Raw genomic sequence first — 17014 nt, 5'->3', positions numbered from 1 at the left:
TGTTGAAAGGCTTGCTCCAGGCTTTTTTTACCTGAGGACGGAAGGTTTTGATCTGGCTGAATTCACTCATGGTTTTCTGGGTTAGGCTACTAAACTCGCTCTTTTTCAAAACCCCTACAAGATTAGCTCCTAAAACAGGAGAGGGGAGAGGAAGTCGCACTTGTGTTCTCATCTTCTATTTTAGGAGGGGGGCCAGGGGTGGGGAGCCACGTCAACACAACTGAATGGTCAACTTATATACTCCCCGCCTTTTACTTCGTCCCTGGCGGCCGGAGGATGCTGAGCCGTTTGCGGCTATGAACGCCGACCCAGAGGTCATGGAACACTTTCCCGCTTGCCTTACCCAAGCCGAAAGTGATGCCCTGATGGAACGGATCAGGCACTTTATGACGACGAATGGCTGGGGGCTTTGGGCGGTTGAGCTTCCTGGTCAGGCTTCGTTTATTGGCTATTGTGGATTACAGCCTGTACCCTTCGAGGCTCCGTTTACGCCTGCTGTTGAAATTGGCTGGCGACTGGCCCGGCCGTATTGGGGAAAAGGTTTTGCGTATGAAGCAGCTCAGGCTGTTATGACATTTGGCTTCGATACGCTTAAACTGGCCGAGATTGTATCATTTACTATTCCGGCTAATGTCCGGTCGTGGCAACTAATGGAACGGCTCGATATGACTCGCAACCCCGCCGACGACTTCGATCACCCACGTCTACCGGTGGGTCATCCTATGCGGCCGCATGTGTTGTATCGGCAAAAGCGTATTCGATAATCGTTCGTTTGATGCCATTTTTAGGGCCATCTCTACCGCTTTTACAGCCAAACCCTCCTGCTGTATAGTCTCGGCAATAGCCGCCTGCTGGTTGTAGTAGTTTTGATCTGTCAACGGAAACAAATACTAATGAACATTTTCCCTGACGTTAAAAACCAGGCACTATAACCAAACATTCTTTTCTTTTTTAGTCATGAAAACTACTCAGTTTTTTTCGCTTTTAGCCATCGCTTCTGTGCTTACCTTAAGCTCTTGCAGCAAAAAATCAGATGACAGCGTAACGCCCAACACCCAGCAAACCCAGTCGACAGTAGGCTTCAAAGCGAAAGTTGACGGAGCCTCAAACTTTGCTCCCGATTTCGCCTACGCTCTGGCTTCGTTCCCCGGCGCCAATGGCTATTACGCCATCTACGGGCTGAACAGCCAAACCAGCGACGTGGTAGCTATTGCATTACCCAATACAGCCGGTGAAGGCACGTATCAACTGAGCAATGTGAATGTAGCTGCGGTGACCTTAAATAAAGGTGAGTACTCGACAGTCAATGGCGGAAGCGGAACGGTAACCATCAGTAAAAAGACAGATACCAACATTACAGGCACGTTCAGCTTTACGGCATTCGATGCCGCAGGTACGAAGAAAATTACCTTTACTGAGGGAACGTTTAATGTAGCTGTTCGGTAACACCGCTGAAACGACAGGTACCCGCAATACACTCGACCGGTTAGTCTCTAAAGCTAACCGGTCTTATTTTTTAGCCATTATATCAGAAACACCTGCGCTGATTGTAGATAGCCCATAATGCCCCCTTTGCAGGATATGGTAAAAAATACCTGAGCCCCTTTGGTACCTGTCCAGATCGCTGTAGCTACGCCCGTTGAAGAGGTGGTAGGGGAGTAGGCCGTATTGGTACCCCAGGGACCTGATAAATTCATCGTGATCTGGTAGCCGGTAAAGTTGATGACAATGAGATACGTCCCCGCTTTAGGGGCTTTGAATCGCAGGTAGCCAACCGTGCCTTCCCACTGCCCTGGCGAAGGACCCGTTTGTCGGATTGCCTCCATAAACACCAGATTACTTTCGCAATCCCAACGACCTGGCCGATAAAAGTCCATAAAGCCTGCATCCTGATATGGGTGCCGGGCTGTCAATTCCATCAAAGGAGGGTTGGTTTCCAGGCTAATTCGGGCTTTAGCGGTCAGATCAGCAACCTGTTTAACCAACTGTGACCGACTTAAACGCTTTAGACTCGGAGCTTCAACGGTTCGATGCGCCTGCAATTGATCGGCTGTCACTGAATACTCATTAGGGGTAGGGGTGGACTCTTCCATGATTTGAAACGATTAAAGTGTTCGTGATTGACAACTTATTTCCTTACCGATTCTCATAGAAGCTTCTCAAATTCATACCATTAAGATACAACCGATCTATAATCCATTCGGCTAATTAGTTCGTGTACGGTAAACAGACGATCTTACCAGGCCGGGTTTAATCTTATCCGGGGAGGTTAGGGAAAGGGTATAATAGTCTGTTTATGACTTTTTGAATAGAGATTGCCCCGTTCACCCTATGAAAACTATCGTTATCTCGCTGGCTGTAGGACTTGTTGGCTTGCCCATTGCTTTTCTACAAGCGCAGCAAAAAAAATCATCTGGTAGTCATACGACACTGGCCCCCGTCAGCTATCAGGAACTGCCACTGAACGCCATTCGACCGGAGGGCTGGTTACAGCAACAACTGGTCATCATGAAAAATGGAGCAACGGGACATCTGGATGAATACTACCCCAAAGTGAAAAATGACAATGGGTGGCTGGGCGGTAAAGGCGATGGCTGGGAAGAAACCCCATACTGGTTGGATGGAGCACTACCGCTGGCCTACCTGCTCGACGATAAAGTCCTGAAAGATAAAGTCCTTAAATACGTAAACTGGACACTCGATCACCAGCGCCCGAGCGGTTTTTTTGGCCCATTGACGAAGAAAGAACTCGAAGGAAAACCGATGGAATCCTGTGCGGATGGTGCCGACTGGTGGCCACGAATGATTATGCTTAAAGTGTTACAGCAGTATTATTCGGCTACCAATGATTCAAGGGTTATCCCGTTCATGACCAAATACTTTCGCTATCAGTACAACAGCCTAAAAACCTGCCCATTAAACAAATGGACAGAGTGGTCGGAGTCGCGCGGGGGCGATAACATCATGAGCGTTTACTGGCTATACGAACGTACCGGCGACCGCTTTCTGCTGGACCTGGCCGACATGCTCTACAAACAAACTACCGACTGGACCAGCTTGTTGGGTGGCCGAAACTGGGCCATCGGGGCAGCTGTGAACCAGACGGGCGAAAAATGGATGGATCGCCATGCCGTTAATGTAGGAATGGGATTGAAAATGCCTGCCGAATATTACCGGGGTAAGAAAGACGCCAACTACCTGAATGCCGTCAAAACAGGTTTTCATGACCTGATGACGCTGCATGGATTACCGCACGGCATGTTTTCGGGCGATGAAGACTTGCATGGAAACGAACCGACTCAGGGCGTTGAACTCTGTGCAGTTGTCGAAACCATGTTTTCTCTCGAAGAAATCATTGGTATCACGGGCGATCCGGCCTATATGGATGCATTGGAGCGTATAACGTTCAACGCCCTGCCTACCCAAACCACCGACGATTATCACTCCCGACAGTATTTTCAGATTGCCAATCAGGTGCAGGTATCGCGGGGTGTATTCGATTTTTCGCTACCCTTTGGTCGGGGTATGAACAATGTCTTTGGGCCGTATGCGGGTTATACCTGCTGTACGGCCAATATGCACCAGGGCTGGACAAAATTCGCTTCCCATCTTTGGTATGCCACACCGGCCAAAGGGGTTGCTGCGCTGGAATATGCACCGAATACGTTGAAGACAAAAGTCGCAGGTGGGACCGACGTAACCATTCTGGAAGCAACTGATTATCCTTTCGACGATCAGATTACGTTTACGATTAGTCTGCCCAAACCAACCACATTTCCGTTCGACTTACGCATTCCGGGCTGGTGCACCGAAGCAACGATTTCGGTAAATGGACAATCGTTGCGCACAGATAAAGGTGGTCAGGTCGTTAGACTGAATCGGCTCTGGAAAAATGGGGATAAGGTGACACTGAAACTGCCCATGCCTGTACGAACCAGCAACTGGGCCAAAAATTCCCGTACTGTTGAGCGCGGACCTTTGGTTTATGCCCTAAAAGTAGAATCGGTGGTTGAGGAAAAGACCGAAAAGACGGAAGGTACCTATTATGAATATCAGCCGAAAAGTACCTGGAATTATGGACTTCCAAAAGCCGTGCTCGACGATCCGGTAAAAAATACGACGGTGATCATTAAGCCAATGCCTGCTAATTTTGTCTGGAATGAAGCCAGCGCACCTATCGAAATCAGAACTACGGGGCGGCAAATTCCGAACTGGAAGCTGGTGGACGGAGTGGCAAGGCAACCGGTCACAACCCGCGAAGGCATCTATCAGGGCGAAGTAGCCAATGAAGTAGAAACCCTGACGTTGATTCCTTATGGTTGTACCAAGCTGCGGGTCGTGGCGTTTCCTGTGGTGAAATAATGTTTACGTTGGGCAAGTACGATGACTAATTGGCCGGACAATCGAATTCAGAAGTTACTCGATATTGAGTTGCCTATTCTGCTGGCACCGATGGCTGGTCCGGGAACTGCTGAATTAGCCATTGCAGTAGCTCAAGCGGGCGGACTTGGTTCATTACCCTGTGCGTTGCTGACTGCCGACCAAATACGGGCCGAGATTCGGAAGTTCCGGGAGCACACAACGCGGCCGATCAATCTGAACTTTTTCTGCCATCAGCCTCCAGCCATTGACCGAGTACGTGAACAGAGCTGGAAAAAAACGCTCGAACCCTACTATCGCGAACTGGGCATTGATCCGCAGGCTCCGACACCACAATCCAGCCGTGCACCCTTCGATGAAACGTTGTGCAGTTTGGTAGAAGAGCTTCGTCCTGAAGTTGTCAGCTTTCATTTTGGACTTCCCGAACAAAATCTTCTTGACCGGGTAAAAGCAACGGGCGCTATAGTCTTATCATCGGCCACATCGGTTGACGAAGCGCGATGGCTGGAGCAGGAAGGTTGTGATGTTATTATTGCCCAGGGAGCTGAAGCCGGTGGACACCGGGGCATGTTTCTGAGCAATGACATTACGACGCAGACAGGCACGATGGCGCTGGTCCCACAGGTAGTCGATGCGGTGCAGGTCCCCGTACTGGCTGCCGGTGGTATTGCTGATGCTCGTGGCATTGTAGCCGCATTTGCACTGGGGGCATCGGGTGTTCAGATAGGTACTGCGTTTCTGTTTTGCCCGGAAGCCAAAGTCGCTCCTGTGCATAGAGAAGCCCTTCGAAATGCAACGGATAGCAATACCGCATTAACAAATGTATTCACCGGTCGTCCTGCCCGAAGCATCGTCAATCGTCTGGTTCGTGAACTGGGACCCATGTCGGCTATAGCTCCGGAGTTTCCATTGGCAGGTGGGGCCTTATCGCTATTACGGGCGAAGTCGGAACCCACCGGATCGGGCGATTTTATGTCGCTGTGGTCTGGGCAGGCAGCCCGATTGGGACGTGAACTTCCGGCTGCTGAGCTTATCCGAAAACTGGCTGAAGAGAGCTTTAAGAGAATGATTACTGTTAAATGAATAATGACGACAATTAGGAAGGTTTATCCATTTTACATTATCCATTATTCATTGTCCTTTGCCTTTGATTAACCGAAATAATAACCAATTCTTAATTCCAACATGACACGTACAACTTTGTTTTTGATTGCCCTGCTCGCTGGTTCGTTGATGAGTCAGGCGCAACCCTTCGGTAAACTGGTTCCGAAAACACCGGGTATTGTTTCCTACACACTACGCGAGAAACTGGGCAAGGATGTTCCGGGTACGCTGGATCTGATCAAGTCATGGGGAATTACGGATATTGAATTTTCGGGTCTATTTGGGAAAACGGCTCCTGAACTTCGTAAGTTACTGGATGAGCGTGGGTTGCATTGCAGCAGCTACGGAGTTAGTTATGATGCCATCGATCACAAACCGGACTCCATTCTGGCCAATGCTAAAGCGCTGGGGGTAAAATACATCCGGATCGGCTCCATCCCACATAAAGGCCCAGCTACGCTCGAAATCATGGATAAAGCCATTGAGGTATTCAATCGCTTTGGCAAGCAGGCGCACGATCAGGGCATGATGTTCTGCTACCACAATCATGGCTTTGAGTTTCAGCCGTATGAGAATGGGACACTTTTCGATTATCTGGTGACCAAAACCAATCCTGAGCATGTGGGTTACGAAATGGACGTCACCTGGACGTTCCTACCTGGACAGGATCCAGCCAAATTACTGGAAAAGTACCCCAAACGGTTCCGGCTCATGCACCTGAAAGATGTGAAGAAAGGCGTTCCACATAGCGATAAAGGCGGTATGACGGCCGAAGAGTGTGTTGTCATGGGAACCGGGCAAATTGACTGGCCAGCCGTGTTGAAAGCCGCTCGTAAGTCGTCGGTGGATCACTTCTACATCGAAGACGAAAGCCGAATCCCCGAGCAGCAGGTTCCGCAAAGCATGGCGTATCTGAAAAGCCTGTAAGAACACGCTCAACGGACAAGGTACGAGTTATGAGCTATTCTGGTAATAGCTCATAACTCGTACCTCAACTTTATAACGCCCATTTAATACATACTGTGCATGATTTTACGGCTCTTTTCGTTAGCTAAAAGCAAAGGGACTTCAGCCTGTAAAGAATGCATAGTCTATGAAAGTAACTGTTACTACTAGTCTATTGGTCGTATTCGCTATTGGAATCGCCGTTCTGGCCTGTGATACAAAAGATACGGATACCTCATTTGACCCAGTGAATACGGGGAAACTTCGGATCGCATTTGATAATGTGGTGGGTTCGTCCGATTTAAAACTTGGGTCGGCAACATACCAGAATTCATCCGGCGAATCGTTCACCATCACGAAATTCAACTACTTCATCAGCAACATCAAGCTCCGTAAGGCCGACGGTAGCGATTATGTTGTACCCCAGGACAGCAGCTACTTCCTCGTTCAGGAAGAGAAACCAGCCTCTCAAACCATTACGCTCTCTAAAATTCCCGCTGGCAGCTACACAGGCCTCACGTTTATGGTTGGGGTAGATAGCACCCGAAGTCTGGAGAATATCAGTCTACGAACCGGAGTGCTCGATCCGGCGCTCAACGATGGCATGTATTGGGATTGGAATTCGGGGTACATTTTTTTGAAGATCGAAGGAACTTCGCCCGTTGCGCCCGCTGCCCAGAATAATGCCTTTTTTTACCACATCGGCGGCTTTGGTGGCGGCTATAATGGCAAGAAAACGCTCAATAATCTGCGTACAGTTACCCTTGCATTTACCGATAAAGCCGCTAACGTACAGACTGGTTCTACGCCATCGGTTCGGATCATAACTGACGCCATGAAGATCTTTAATGGGCCAACTCAGCTAAGTATTGCCCAACATCCGTCGGTCATGTTTGACGATTACTCGCCCAACATTGCCAACAACTATGCTCAAATGTTTAGTTACGATCGGATTCTGGTCAACCCATGATTCGGCGAGTGACCATATCGCCGATTCGAATAGGGCTACTGGGTAGTCTTTTCGTGTTTGTATTGGCGGTCAGTTGCCAAAAATCGAGTGATCCTGACCCCGGTCCCGGTCCGACCGATCCGGGTGGTGGGGGAGTGGTTTATAAACCGACTCCGGTTACGCTTCGACAGCCTGCCAACTTTCCGGCTATGGTGTATGATCTAACCCAAAATCCGCTGACAGTAGAAGGTGTTGCCTTAGGAAAATCGTTGTTCTACGATGCACAACTCTCGCGCGATACCACTGTTAGTTGTGGATTTTGTCATCAGCAGTTTGCGGGATTCGGGCATTCTGACCATGCGCTGAGTCACGGCATTGGTAGCCAGTTTGGGACCCGTAATGTTCCTGGTTTGCAGAATCTGGGCTGGGATCGTGAATTCTTCTGGGATGGTGGCGTTACCAGCCTTGATGAGCTTCCGATCGCGCCGATTCAGAATCCCGTAGAAATGGACTTGAAATTTTCGGAAGCCATCAGCCGTGTTCAGAAGAGCCCTAAGTACCCACCCTTGTTTCAGGCGGCTTTCGGTTCCGATACCGTGACAACAGCCCGATTTCTGAAAGCTATTTCCCAGTTTTTGCTGACGCTCGTTTCGGCCGATTCCCGCTATGATAAATATATCCGAAAAGAAGCAGGTGGCGATTTAACGACCGACGAATTGGCTGGGTTGACATTATTCCAGCAAAAATGTGCAACCTGCCACGCAACGGATTTATTTACGGATAAGAGCTATCGGAACAATGGCTTGCCCGTTAGCGCCATTAACGATCAGGGACGTTATCGGATTACGCTCAACGAAGCCGACCGATTGAAGTTCAAAGTACCTAGCCTCCGGAATGTGGAAAAAACCTTTCCATATATGCACGACGGTCGCTTTACAACGCTGGAACAGGTGATTGACCACTACCGAACCGGCGTTCAGAATAGTTCTACCCTCGATCCGGTTCTGAAAGCCAACGGCCAGTTGGGTATAGCGATAACCGATACGGAGAAACTACAGCTCGTCGCTTTTTTGAAAACTTTGACCGATGCTACATTCATCAGCAATAGAGCCTTCAGCCCCAACTAAACCGGGATTTTTATGATTTGACTGACTGACTATGATTCAGCTTTCAAAGAAAGCGATAAATAATAAATCAAGGTTGGTCAGTCAAATCATAAAAATCCCGGTTCTAATGGGCGTGGTTTAACCGATGCTGACGGATATTCAGGAAATGGGTGATGACCAGCCCGGCTGAGGCCAGATAGGCGATGTATTCGAAAACAGGAGCGGTTTCTTCCAGCAAGAGCGCGATGCTGAATAAGCTCAAAAAACTCCAAAGGCCCCATTTGATAACGGGAGGAGCATAATGTCGGGTTGCAAAGTAAACGGCTACGATATTAACCCCGATAAAGACATAATCCAGACTCAGGTAACTGACCCGAAGCGTTGAATTTTGCATCAGCGAGGTCGTCAGTAGCATAATCGGCGTAATCATGCAGTGGATAATGCAGAGTACCGAACCAGTAATACCTATGTAGTCAGCTTTGCGGGAGAGAATATCTGTTTTCATAAGCAAGCACAAAAGTACGATACGTTGAGGAATCGTACGTTTCCTTAACCCACTTTTTTGCAACAAAGTTGCGTAAAGGCTAACAAATTGTGAGGGAAATGGCTCGATTTACGTCAAACACCGTCCTGTTTTTCTCAACCTGATCCTGAGACTGTTTAAACTTTCCCTGAAAAGCAATTTTTGTCATTCCGAGGAACGACAAAAATTGCTTTTCAGGGAAAGTTTAAACAGGTTCACTATGTTGGTAAGCCTAAAGTGAAAATCAGTTCGCTTTGGTAAGTAAGGAGGTGCCTAGCAATTTGCCATTCTTGTTGTAGGTTTCTGATTTAATATCAAAAATCCGGTTGTCGGTACGGTAGCTAACAACGCGCATCGAATTGCGAATCGGAATGCCCATAGCCCGGTTCTCAAAACTAACGTCGGATGTGATTTTATACGTATCGAAAGTTCCGGCTGGGGTCGTTATGGATTCCTTACCCTCCACTTGCCGGTTCGTCATGGTCATCGCCATATTCATCATGACCGCACCGCTGTTTACCATTTCGGCTTCCATTTTCCCGTCGCTCAGCTTCTGCCCCACACTGAGCTTCGTTGGGTAAATCAGTTGGTTCGATTTAATCCGCATTTCCATGTCTTTCATGTTGGCCTGCATCGACTGCAACATGCCCGACATGTCGGCGATCAGTTCGTTGCCCGTGCAGGTGTACCGAATCGTATAGGGAGGACGTTGTTTTCCTTTTTCGTCTTCAAACAGGGCCGTAATATCCACTACAGTTGAGCCGCTTTCTTGATGAACATCTTTTACCTGATAAGCCACCTTACCAATTAGCTTTTCTTTCGCATTAAAATGACTAAGCTCGAAGCTCATCCCACTTTTAAATGACATACCTAGGCATTCCTGAGCCTTGGCATTCGCAAACACCGACAGCGTCAGTAACAGTGAAAAAACAAGTGTTTTCATTCGATCAGAGCAGTTAAATTCCAAGAAATCAAAAGTAACAGGCAACTGTACTGAATCACCAAATGCTTGAGGGAACGGCAGGGGGGAATGAACAATGAATAATGTAGAATGAATAATGGGGAAAAGGAAGTTACCATTATTCATTCTACACTATTCATTGTTCATTCCCCATTATTCACGCCCATACCATGCTGAGGATGCCTAGTAGGATAATGATTTTGCAGAGGTTGCTGAGGTAGCCGAAATCGCGTCGGGTGTCGGCCAGAACGAGCCGGTAAACCAACCAGCCCATAGGCAGGAGTAATAGCAGAAAAATAAACGTAAGCCGCTGGTTATGAAGTGAACCGGCAATCAGAAAAAGCGTGCCAGTAAACAGCCCGATGAGTACGTATAGCACATATTTGGTTCGGCGTAACCCCAGAACAATGGGCAACGTTCGGCAACCGAATCGGGCGTCGCCCCGAATGTCCTGCATGTCTTTGATAATCTCCCGGATAATCGAAATGCCAAAAGAAAAGAGGGCATAGATCAGCACCATTTCGGTATTATGGCGGTAGTAAATAGCCATTACCAAAAGTGAAAGGGCAGCCAGAAAGGAGATAACAAGATTACCAACCAGTAATTGCCGTTTGAACAGGGCTGAATAAAACCACAGCAAGGTTACGGCTACTACGTCGATCAGGAAAATCCATTTGCTCAGATAAAGGCCTATTAGACAACCAACTACGTTAAGGACCTGGTGTACGCCCATGGCCACCCGACGTTTCAGGTATCGTCCAATAATAACCCGGTCCGGTTTATTGACCAGGTCAATCTTTACATCGAAATAATCATTGATAATATAGCCTGCTGCGGCAATACAAACAGTCGACAGGCAGAGTAGCCAAATGCCGGGATTGATAAGCAATCGTAGACCTTCCTGACGAGGGCCAACCAAAAATAATCGAGCCATCATCTGCATCAGCACAACGATCAGCAAATTCTGCAGCCGTATGAGCCGCAAAAAGCCAGACGTAAAGGCGGAGAATGGAGCCAGTTGACGCGCAATCATGACGGAAAATTTTAATCAAAATTACGGTTTTAAATGAAAGAGTAGTAAGCTCTTCTGGTGAACATGGCAGAGAAAATGGGCTGATTTTAGACTTCTTCCATCGTGTTGGTTCGCAAATAAAGACAATACCCTTGTAGAATAGCTGCACTCTAAAGTAGAAAATAGGGCTATTATGCCTGGTTAATTCATCCCGCAGTAGCGTGCGCTGCATTTTCTTTATATTTCCTTCATCGCCAACGGGATTCTTTTTGCATCCATTTGTTGTTGAGAGACAAACTCGTTCTCTTGCGCATGAAAATTGGCATTGTGTGCTACCCAACTTTTGGGGGCAGTGGCGTAGTGGCTACCGAACTTGGTAAGGCGTTAGCCAAAAATGGTCACCAGATTCACTTCATTACCTATCAGCAACCTCCTCGACTCGACTTTTTCAATGAAAATGTTTTTTACCATGAAGTAAATATACCCGCTTACCCGCTCTTTCAATATGCTCCATACGAGTCAGCATTAGCGAGTGAAATGGTCAATGTAGTTCAGAACGAAAACGTTGATTTACTGCACGTTCACTATGCTATTCCGCATGCGTCGGCGGCTTATATGGCCAAAATGATCCTGCGCTCACAAGGGCGGGTTGTTCCAGTTGTGACCACTCTTCATGGTACGGATATTACGCTCGTTGGCAAAGATGCATCCTACGAACCCGTAGTTACATTCAGTATCAACGAGTCGGATGGAGTCACATCGGTGTCGGAAGATTTACGTCAGGATACCTACAAGCACTTTAACGTCCATCGGGAAATCGAAGTCATTCCAAACTTTATTGACCTGGAGCGGTTTAAACGCCAGCAAAAAGAGCATTTCAAAAAAGCGATCTGCCCGAATGGTGAAAAGCTGATTGTGCATACATCCAACTTTCGTCGGGTAAAGCGTATTGATGATGCGGTAATGGCCTTTTACCACATTCAACAGAGTATTGCCGCCAAGCTTCTGCTGGTTGGTGACGGACCCGAACGGGCTCGTATTGAGCGGTTGGTACGCGATCTGGGAATTTACGATCAGGTGCGGTTTCTGGGTAAATTGGATCAGGTTGAAGAAGTGTTATCGGTAGCTGATCTGTTTATCATGCCGTCGGAAAACGAAAGTTTTGGCCTGGCGGCTCTGGAAGCAATGGCTTGTGAGGTGCCATTGATCACGTCGAATGCCGGCGGCTTGCCTGAATTGAATCTACAAGGTGTGACCGGTTTTCTGAGCCCGGTTGGCGACGTTGCCGATATGGTCAAAAACGCTTTGTATATACTTGACGATGATCATCTGCCCACATTCAAACAAAATGCCCTGGCAAGAGCTAAAGAGTTTGAGTTATCGCGTATCTTGCCCCGCTATGAAGCTTATTATGAGCGAGTTTTGCAGGAATCGAAACCGCTGGTTAGTTAATGGGTTTACCGTAAAGCGTAAACGCTAAACAGTAAACCGTAAATAGATACTCATGAATCCAAACATACCTCAAACGGATCGCAAACGTGTTGTTATCGTCGGTGCAGGCTTTGGCGGACTTAAACTAGCCCGGAAATTATCGAACCGAAAAGAGTTTCAGGTAGTGCTGATTAATAAGCAGAACTATCATGAGTTTCAACCGCTTTATTATCAGGTGGCTACGGCTGGGTTAGAGGCCAATTCCATTCTATTCCCGCTACGGGCTGTATTTGGTGGATGTAAAAACGTTCATATTCGCGTTACGACGGTAACCGGTGTCCGAACGGCCGATAAAACCGTTGATACAGAGCTGGGACCTATTACATACGATTATCTGGTGATGGCTACGGGGGCCGATACCAACTTTTTCAACCAGCAAAATATTATTGAAAAGGGGTTGTCGATGAAGTCGGTGTCGGAAGCGATTGCGTTGCGGAACCGTATGCTACAGAATTTCGAAGATGCTCTAAGCGTTGAAACACTGGACGAGCGGGAGGGACTGATGGATGTCGTGGTAGTAGGTGGAGGACCAACCGGTGTAGAACTCTGCGGCACCCTGGCCGAAATGCGAAAAACTGTACTCCCCGTCGATTATCCAGAATTGGATTTTAAGATGATGGACATATACCTCATCGAGTCAGGTGGGGAACTATTGGGGCCTATGTCGGTACAGTCGCAAAAGCATTCACTAGACTATTTACAGGAGTTGGGTGTTCATGTGAAGCTCAACACACGGGTAAAGGATTTCGATGGGCGAATCGTAACTATGAATGATGGCTCAACACTCCGTACCAACAATCTGATCTGGGCTGCTGGCGTAAAAGCTAATCCGCTGGCTGGGTTACCACCTGAAGTTTTGGGTCGGGGAGGGCGCGTGTTAGTTAATCGATACAACCAGGTTCAGGGCTTTACCGATGTGTTTGCCATTGGCGACGTGGCCCTGATGACCGAAGAGAAATGGCCGAATGGGCATCCACAGGTGGCTCAGCCCGCCATTCAGCAAGGTCGACATCTAGCGAAAAACCTGTTTCACTGGGTACGCAGCGAACAGCCCGAAGAATTTACGTATAACGACCTGGGAACGATGGCTACGGTAGGCCGTGGACTGGCCGTTGTAGACTTGCCGTATTTGAAATTTCAAGGATTTTTTGCCTGGCTGACCTGGCTTTTCGTTCACCTGATGTCGATCGTTGGTGTAAAAAACCGACTAATTATTTTTTTGAACTGGATGGTTAACTACTTGACCTACAGTAACTCTCTGCGCCTGATTATAAAGCCAAAGTTACCAAAAGGGGATGTAAAGGCTATGCAGGAAAAACTTTCCGATCAGGTAGAGGTTAGGACATAACCAAGATAGTAAACTTATTTTACTATTGAATTTGGGCTAACGAACGTGTTTTCATGTTATTTTTGCGATGTTAACTGAGTACAGCTCTATGGAATCAGAAAAAGAGAAGTTACAGACGATGGCAGGGCACGGAAAAACCCGGCCTAAAAATAGTGGCACAAAACAGCTATTCGATAATCCTATTTTAGAGGCTTTGTCGAGAACGCATATCATGGTGCCTATTTCGATGTGGCTGATTTTATCAGCGTTTCTGGTTTGGTATGCGTTTACGTATACTGAAATGGGTAACTGGACAATTGGGGGTCTTTTTGTAGCCGGATTGTTTTCGTTCACGCTGTTCGAATACATTCTGCACCGGTATTTATATCACCTGGCACCTACGACACCCCAACGGGCTAAAATTCAGTACACCTTTCATGGCGTTCACCACGAATATCCGAAAGATAAGACTCGGTTGGCTATGCCTCCCGCTTTGGCTATTATTGTAGCCGCTTTCTTTTTCGGTATGTTTTTCCTGCTCATGGGCGAATCGGCATACGCATTCTTTCCAGGCTTTTTAGTCGGCTATTCAGGGTATCTGGCCACGCACTTCATCGTACATGCCTACGCGCCACCGAAGAATTTCTTCAAACAGTTATGGATTAATCATAGTGTGCATCACTATAAAAATCCAGAAAGTAACTACGGTGTATCGACGCCAATTTGGGATTACGTATTTGGATCTTTTCAGAAGTAACCCATTGATCGGTATCTCTTAGGGTACGGCCTGTTCAGCATACTGGACAGGCCGTATTGTTTTAGGAGAAGAAAAAATTTACAATTCTATTAGGCCTTATGTGGTACTGTTCAGTATATATAGAATAAACCCTTTGAGGTAGGGGTAAAAAAACGTAAGCCCATCCTTTAACTACTTAAACTAAAGTAGATGAGATATTAATTGGGGATTATTGATCCATTAGTCACGAGTTATATCTCTAAAACCTTACTAACCAGTACTCAATAGTTACTGAATCCGTTTATATCTGTTTTATGAACTTATCAGACAACTCAGTGCCCAGCCAGAACAGCTCGGGCTCAACTTCCAGACGACAGTTTCTACAGGCTGGCGCTTTGGCCACAGCGGGGTTTTTTATCGTTCCGCGCCATGTGCTGGGAGGTAAAGGCTTCATCGCCCCCAGCGATAAACTCAACATTGCCGGTGTCGGCTTTGGTGGTAAAGGGTTTAGCGATACCAATAACTCGTATAACAACGGTGCTAACAACATCGTGGCCTTGTGCGATGTAGACTGGGGCCTCCCTCGCGTGAAAGAAAACTTTACCAAGCATCCGAATGCAAAACGGTACAAGGACTTCCGGGAGATGCTGGATAAAGAAGGAAAAACCATTGATGCTGTAACGGTATCCACCGCCGACCATACGCACGCGGTGGTAGCCATGGCGGCCATGATGCGGGGGAAACACGTCTATGTGCAAAAGCCGCTGACACACAATATTTACGAAGCCCGGATGTTGACTGAAGCTGCTCGTAAGTATAAAGTTGTGACCCAAATGGGAAACCAGGGCTCATCGAATCCACAGCAAAACCAAATGGTGGAGTGGTTCGATAAAGGACTGCTGGGCACAGTTCATACCGTGAACCTTTGGACCAACCGTCCCGTTTGGCCACAAGGTATTCCTGTACCAGCAGCAGTAGATCAGGTACCCGTTGATCTGGATTGGGATCTGTGGCTGGGACCGGCTCAAAAAGTAGGCTATACGCCCGCTTATCACCCGTTCAAATGGCGCGGCTGGTGGAACTTTGGGGCTGGCGCTTTAGGAGACATTGGTTGCCACATCATGGATACGCCATTCCGCGTACTCGGCCTGGGCTATCCAACCGAAGTTGAAACCAGCATTGGGCAGGTATTCATCAAAGACTGGACGCCCGAGTATATTCCCGAAGGTTGCCCACCATCGTCGCACGTGGAGTTGAAATTCCCGGCAACGGCTAAAAACAAATCGGCGGTAAAAATGATCTGGGAAGATGGAGGCATTCGTCCTTTCCGTCCAGATATGCTGCCAGAAGGCGAACCTATGCCAGAAAATGGTGAAAACGGCGTTCTTATCCACGGTGACAAAGGCTTGCTGGTCTGTGGTATGTATGGCGAAGATCCAAAGCTTTACACCAAAGATGGCAAGAAGATAGTAGGTGATCCGAAACCGAAGCCTGCCGATGGCTCTAAGCCCCTTCCCGAAAATGGTCACCAGGTATTCTGGACCGAAGCGTGTAAAGCTGGTTTCAATAGCAAAGAGCACAAGGCACTCACCTCGTCATTTGACTTTGCTGGCCCGCTTACCGAATCTGTTCTGATGGGTAACTTAGCGATTCGTAGCTATACGGTTCGTACGCCCAAAGCTGATGGAAAAGGCTTTACGTATCCTGGCCGTAAACGGCTTACCTGGGATGGTAAGAACATGAAAATTACCAACTTCGACGAAGCCAACCAATTCGTCAAACGCGAATACCGCCAGGGCTGGTCGTTGACAGCATAGGTATAAAAAGTAGTGGGAGCGAGGAGTGAGTATTAGGAGTGCTAACGCATACAGTTCTCCGAATACTCACTCCTCGCTCCCACTACTTTTTATACTGCTCGTCTAACTAAACTCATCGCCATTGTGCGCAGGCGGTTATGAGCGATATACGCCCAAATAATGAGCATGTACATCGAAAAGTCCTGATACGAAACGGGTAAGGCGGTGCTGTTGAAATAGTAGCGTGTTGAGGTAAACGTGAGCGCCGGTGTAAAACCGATTAAGTTTTCATAACCCAGGATGAGTGTTAGGCCCAGGGCATAAAATAAATAGTCGGGCTTACGAATAATCCACAGAATTCCGGCTACAACAGTAGCACTAAATCCGGCATAATGTTTCCAGGTCAACGCTAAATCGGTTGTTGTAGCCACATACACCGAGTAAACCTGTACGGCTATCAAAATGAGTACAATAAGGCCATAGCCATAGAATTCTTTGAGCTGAGAGCGCTGCATAATGTAAGTACGTTACGGGAATCGATAATACGAATTGATAAATATAGATAATTGCTACTAAATATATAGACTAAAAAATAAAATTTTTAAACCCTTTCCATGAAAAAATACAAGTAGAGCCTACTATAAACGCTGGCAGACTATAGAGATCCTCTGCTTTTTTAATACG

General features: G+C 47.4%; 16 protein-coding genes. 11 read left to right on the top strand and 5 right to left on the bottom strand.

Annotation, left to right across the window (positions count from 1 at the left end; translation table 11 throughout):
• The first annotated feature begins 224 nt into the window (after nucleotides 1-224).
• Together ACYVFD_RS33045 and ACYVFD_RS33040 are read left to right on the top strand one after the other, a co-directional pair.
• Nucleotides 225-764, top strand: coding sequence for a GNAT family N-acetyltransferase (locus ACYVFD_RS33045; protein ID WP_461094814.1), 540 nt, complete (start codon nucleotides 225-227; stop codon nucleotides 762-764).
• 193 nt (nucleotides 765-957) lie between these two features.
• Nucleotides 958-1446 (top strand): DUF6252 domain-containing protein, encoded by a 489-nt coding sequence (locus ACYVFD_RS33040; RefSeq protein WP_461094812.1) that lies wholly within the window; start codon nucleotides 958-960, stop codon nucleotides 1444-1446.
• Nucleotides 1447-1523: 77 nt separating this feature from the next.
• Here ACYVFD_RS33040 and ACYVFD_RS33035 read toward each other — a convergent pair whose 3' ends face one another.
• On the bottom strand, nucleotides 1524-2093 hold the full coding sequence (locus ACYVFD_RS33035) for a hypothetical protein (RefSeq protein ID WP_461094810.1): 570 nt from the start codon (nucleotides 2091-2093) through the stop codon (nucleotides 1524-1526).
• A gap of 238 nt (nucleotides 2094-2331) precedes the next feature.
• On the opposite strand from ACYVFD_RS33035, the gene ACYVFD_RS33030 reads away from it, so the two are divergent.
• From ACYVFD_RS33030 to ACYVFD_RS33010, 5 genes are all read left to right on the top strand, one after another.
• The gene (locus ACYVFD_RS33030) at nucleotides 2332-4362 is read left to right on the top strand and encodes a beta-L-arabinofuranosidase domain-containing protein (protein ID WP_461094809.1); all 2031 of its coding nucleotides are present in this window, start codon (nucleotides 2332-2334) and stop codon (nucleotides 4360-4362) included.
• A 21-nt stretch (nucleotides 4363-4383) separates the two neighbouring features.
• Nucleotides 4384-5463, top strand: a complete 1080-nt coding sequence (locus tag ACYVFD_RS33025) for an NAD(P)H-dependent flavin oxidoreductase (RefSeq protein ID WP_461094808.1) — start codon at nucleotides 4384-4386, stop codon at nucleotides 5461-5463.
• A gap of 102 nt (nucleotides 5464-5565) precedes the next feature.
• The gene (locus ACYVFD_RS33020) at nucleotides 5566-6411 is read left to right on the top strand and encodes a sugar phosphate isomerase/epimerase family protein (protein WP_461094807.1); all 846 of its coding nucleotides are present in this window, start codon (nucleotides 5566-5568) and stop codon (nucleotides 6409-6411) included.
• A 166-nt stretch (nucleotides 6412-6577) separates the two neighbouring features.
• Complete coding sequence (locus tag ACYVFD_RS33015) at nucleotides 6578-7399, top strand: MbnP family protein (protein WP_461094805.1); 822 nt, start codon at nucleotides 6578-6580, stop codon at nucleotides 7397-7399.
• The gene (locus ACYVFD_RS33010; RefSeq protein ID WP_461094804.1) at nucleotides 7396-8505 is read left to right on the top strand and encodes a cytochrome-c peroxidase; all 1110 of its coding nucleotides are present in this window, start codon (nucleotides 7396-7398) and stop codon (nucleotides 8503-8505) included. The genes ACYVFD_RS33015 and ACYVFD_RS33010 overlap by 4 nt, the downstream gene beginning before the upstream one ends.
• Nucleotides 8506-8608: 103 nt before the next feature.
• Here ACYVFD_RS33010 and ACYVFD_RS33005 read toward each other — a convergent pair whose 3' ends face one another.
• From ACYVFD_RS33005 to ACYVFD_RS32995, 3 genes are all read right to left on the bottom strand, one after another.
• Nucleotides 8609-8989: a MerC domain-containing protein gene (locus tag ACYVFD_RS33005; protein WP_461094803.1), complete on the bottom strand. Its 381-nt coding sequence runs from the start codon at nucleotides 8987-8989 to the stop codon at nucleotides 8609-8611.
• Nucleotides 8990-9251: 262 nt separating this feature from the next.
• Nucleotides 9252-9950: a TapB family protein gene (locus ACYVFD_RS33000; protein ID WP_461094802.1), complete on the bottom strand. Its 699-nt coding sequence runs from the start codon at nucleotides 9948-9950 to the stop codon at nucleotides 9252-9254.
• Nucleotides 9951-10125: 175 nt separating this feature from the next.
• The gene (locus ACYVFD_RS32995) at nucleotides 10126-11001 is read right to left on the bottom strand and encodes a geranylgeranylglycerol-phosphate geranylgeranyltransferase (RefSeq protein ID WP_461094801.1); all 876 of its coding nucleotides are present in this window, start codon (nucleotides 10999-11001) and stop codon (nucleotides 10126-10128) included.
• A 291-nt stretch (nucleotides 11002-11292) separates the two neighbouring features.
• Between ACYVFD_RS32995 and bshA the strand changes: the two genes are divergently transcribed.
• The 4 genes from bshA to ACYVFD_RS32975 all read left to right on the top strand — a co-directional run bounded on the left by bshA (nucleotide 11293) and on the right by ACYVFD_RS32975 (nucleotide 16351).
• Nucleotides 11293-12432 carry an N-acetyl-alpha-D-glucosaminyl L-malate synthase BshA gene (bshA, locus tag ACYVFD_RS32990; RefSeq protein ID WP_461094800.1) on the top strand — a complete coding sequence of 380 codons (1140 nt, stop codon included), beginning with the start codon at nucleotides 11293-11295 and terminating at the stop codon, nucleotides 12430-12432.
• A gap of 52 nt (nucleotides 12433-12484) precedes the next feature.
• Nucleotides 12485-13819: an NAD(P)/FAD-dependent oxidoreductase gene (locus tag ACYVFD_RS32985; RefSeq protein ID WP_461094799.1), complete on the top strand. Its 1335-nt coding sequence runs from the start codon at nucleotides 12485-12487 to the stop codon at nucleotides 13817-13819.
• Nucleotides 13820-13907: 88 nt separating this feature from the next.
• Nucleotides 13908-14555: a sterol desaturase family protein gene (locus ACYVFD_RS32980; RefSeq protein WP_461094798.1), complete on the top strand. Its 648-nt coding sequence runs from the start codon at nucleotides 13908-13910 to the stop codon at nucleotides 14553-14555.
• 293 nt (nucleotides 14556-14848) lie between these two features.
• The gene (locus ACYVFD_RS32975; RefSeq protein WP_461094797.1) at nucleotides 14849-16351 is read left to right on the top strand and encodes a Gfo/Idh/MocA family protein; all 1503 of its coding nucleotides are present in this window, start codon (nucleotides 14849-14851) and stop codon (nucleotides 16349-16351) included.
• Between the two features lie 89 nt (nucleotides 16352-16440).
• On the opposite strand, the gene ACYVFD_RS32970 is transcribed toward ACYVFD_RS32975, so the two are convergent.
• Nucleotides 16441-16845, bottom strand: coding sequence for a hypothetical protein (locus tag ACYVFD_RS32970; protein WP_461094796.1), 405 nt, complete (start codon nucleotides 16843-16845; stop codon nucleotides 16441-16443).
• Nucleotides 16846-17014 lie beyond the last annotated feature (169 nt).

It is taken from the genome of Spirosoma gilvum, assembly GCF_054776815.1.
This window is presented reverse-complemented; position numbering and strand designations above follow the sequence as displayed.

Excerpts from the sequence above, each read along its gene's own strand:
- ACYVFD_RS33045 (WP_461094814.1), top strand. The coding sequence starts at position 225 with ATGGTCAACTTATATACTCCCCGCCTTTTACTTCGTCCCTGGCGGCCG.
- ACYVFD_RS33040 (WP_461094812.1), top strand. The coding sequence starts at position 958 with ATGAAAACTACTCAGTTTTTTTCGCTTTTAGCCATCGCTTCTGTGCTT.
- ACYVFD_RS33035 (WP_461094810.1), bottom strand. The coding sequence starts at position 2,093 with ATGGAAGAGTCCACCCCTACCCCTAATGAGTATTCAGTGACAGCCGAT.
- ACYVFD_RS33030 (WP_461094809.1), top strand. The coding sequence starts at position 2,332 with ATGAAAACTATCGTTATCTCGCTGGCTGTAGGACTTGTTGGCTTGCCC.
- ACYVFD_RS33025 (WP_461094808.1), top strand. The coding sequence starts at position 4,384 with ATGACTAATTGGCCGGACAATCGAATTCAGAAGTTACTCGATATTGAG.
- ACYVFD_RS33020 (WP_461094807.1), top strand. The coding sequence starts at position 5,566 with ATGACACGTACAACTTTGTTTTTGATTGCCCTGCTCGCTGGTTCGTTG.
- ACYVFD_RS33015 (WP_461094805.1), top strand. The coding sequence starts at position 6,578 with ATGAAAGTAACTGTTACTACTAGTCTATTGGTCGTATTCGCTATTGGA.
- ACYVFD_RS33010 (WP_461094804.1), top strand. The coding sequence starts at position 7,396 with ATGATTCGGCGAGTGACCATATCGCCGATTCGAATAGGGCTACTGGGT.
- ACYVFD_RS33005 (WP_461094803.1), bottom strand. The coding sequence starts at position 8,989 with ATGAAAACAGATATTCTCTCCCGCAAAGCTGACTACATAGGTATTACT.
- ACYVFD_RS33000 (WP_461094802.1), bottom strand. The coding sequence starts at position 9,950 with ATGAAAACACTTGTTTTTTCACTGTTACTGACGCTGTCGGTGTTTGCG.
- ACYVFD_RS32995 (WP_461094801.1), bottom strand. The coding sequence starts at position 11,001 with ATGATTGCGCGTCAACTGGCTCCATTCTCCGCCTTTACGTCTGGCTTT.
- bshA (WP_461094800.1), top strand. The coding sequence starts at position 11,293 with ATGAAAATTGGCATTGTGTGCTACCCAACTTTTGGGGGCAGTGGCGTA.
- ACYVFD_RS32985 (WP_461094799.1), top strand. The coding sequence starts at position 12,485 with ATGAATCCAAACATACCTCAAACGGATCGCAAACGTGTTGTTATCGTC.
- ACYVFD_RS32980 (WP_461094798.1), top strand. The coding sequence starts at position 13,908 with ATGGAATCAGAAAAAGAGAAGTTACAGACGATGGCAGGGCACGGAAAA.
- ACYVFD_RS32975 (WP_461094797.1), top strand. The coding sequence starts at position 14,849 with ATGAACTTATCAGACAACTCAGTGCCCAGCCAGAACAGCTCGGGCTCA.
- ACYVFD_RS32970 (WP_461094796.1), bottom strand. The coding sequence starts at position 16,845 with ATGCAGCGCTCTCAGCTCAAAGAATTCTATGGCTATGGCCTTATTGTA.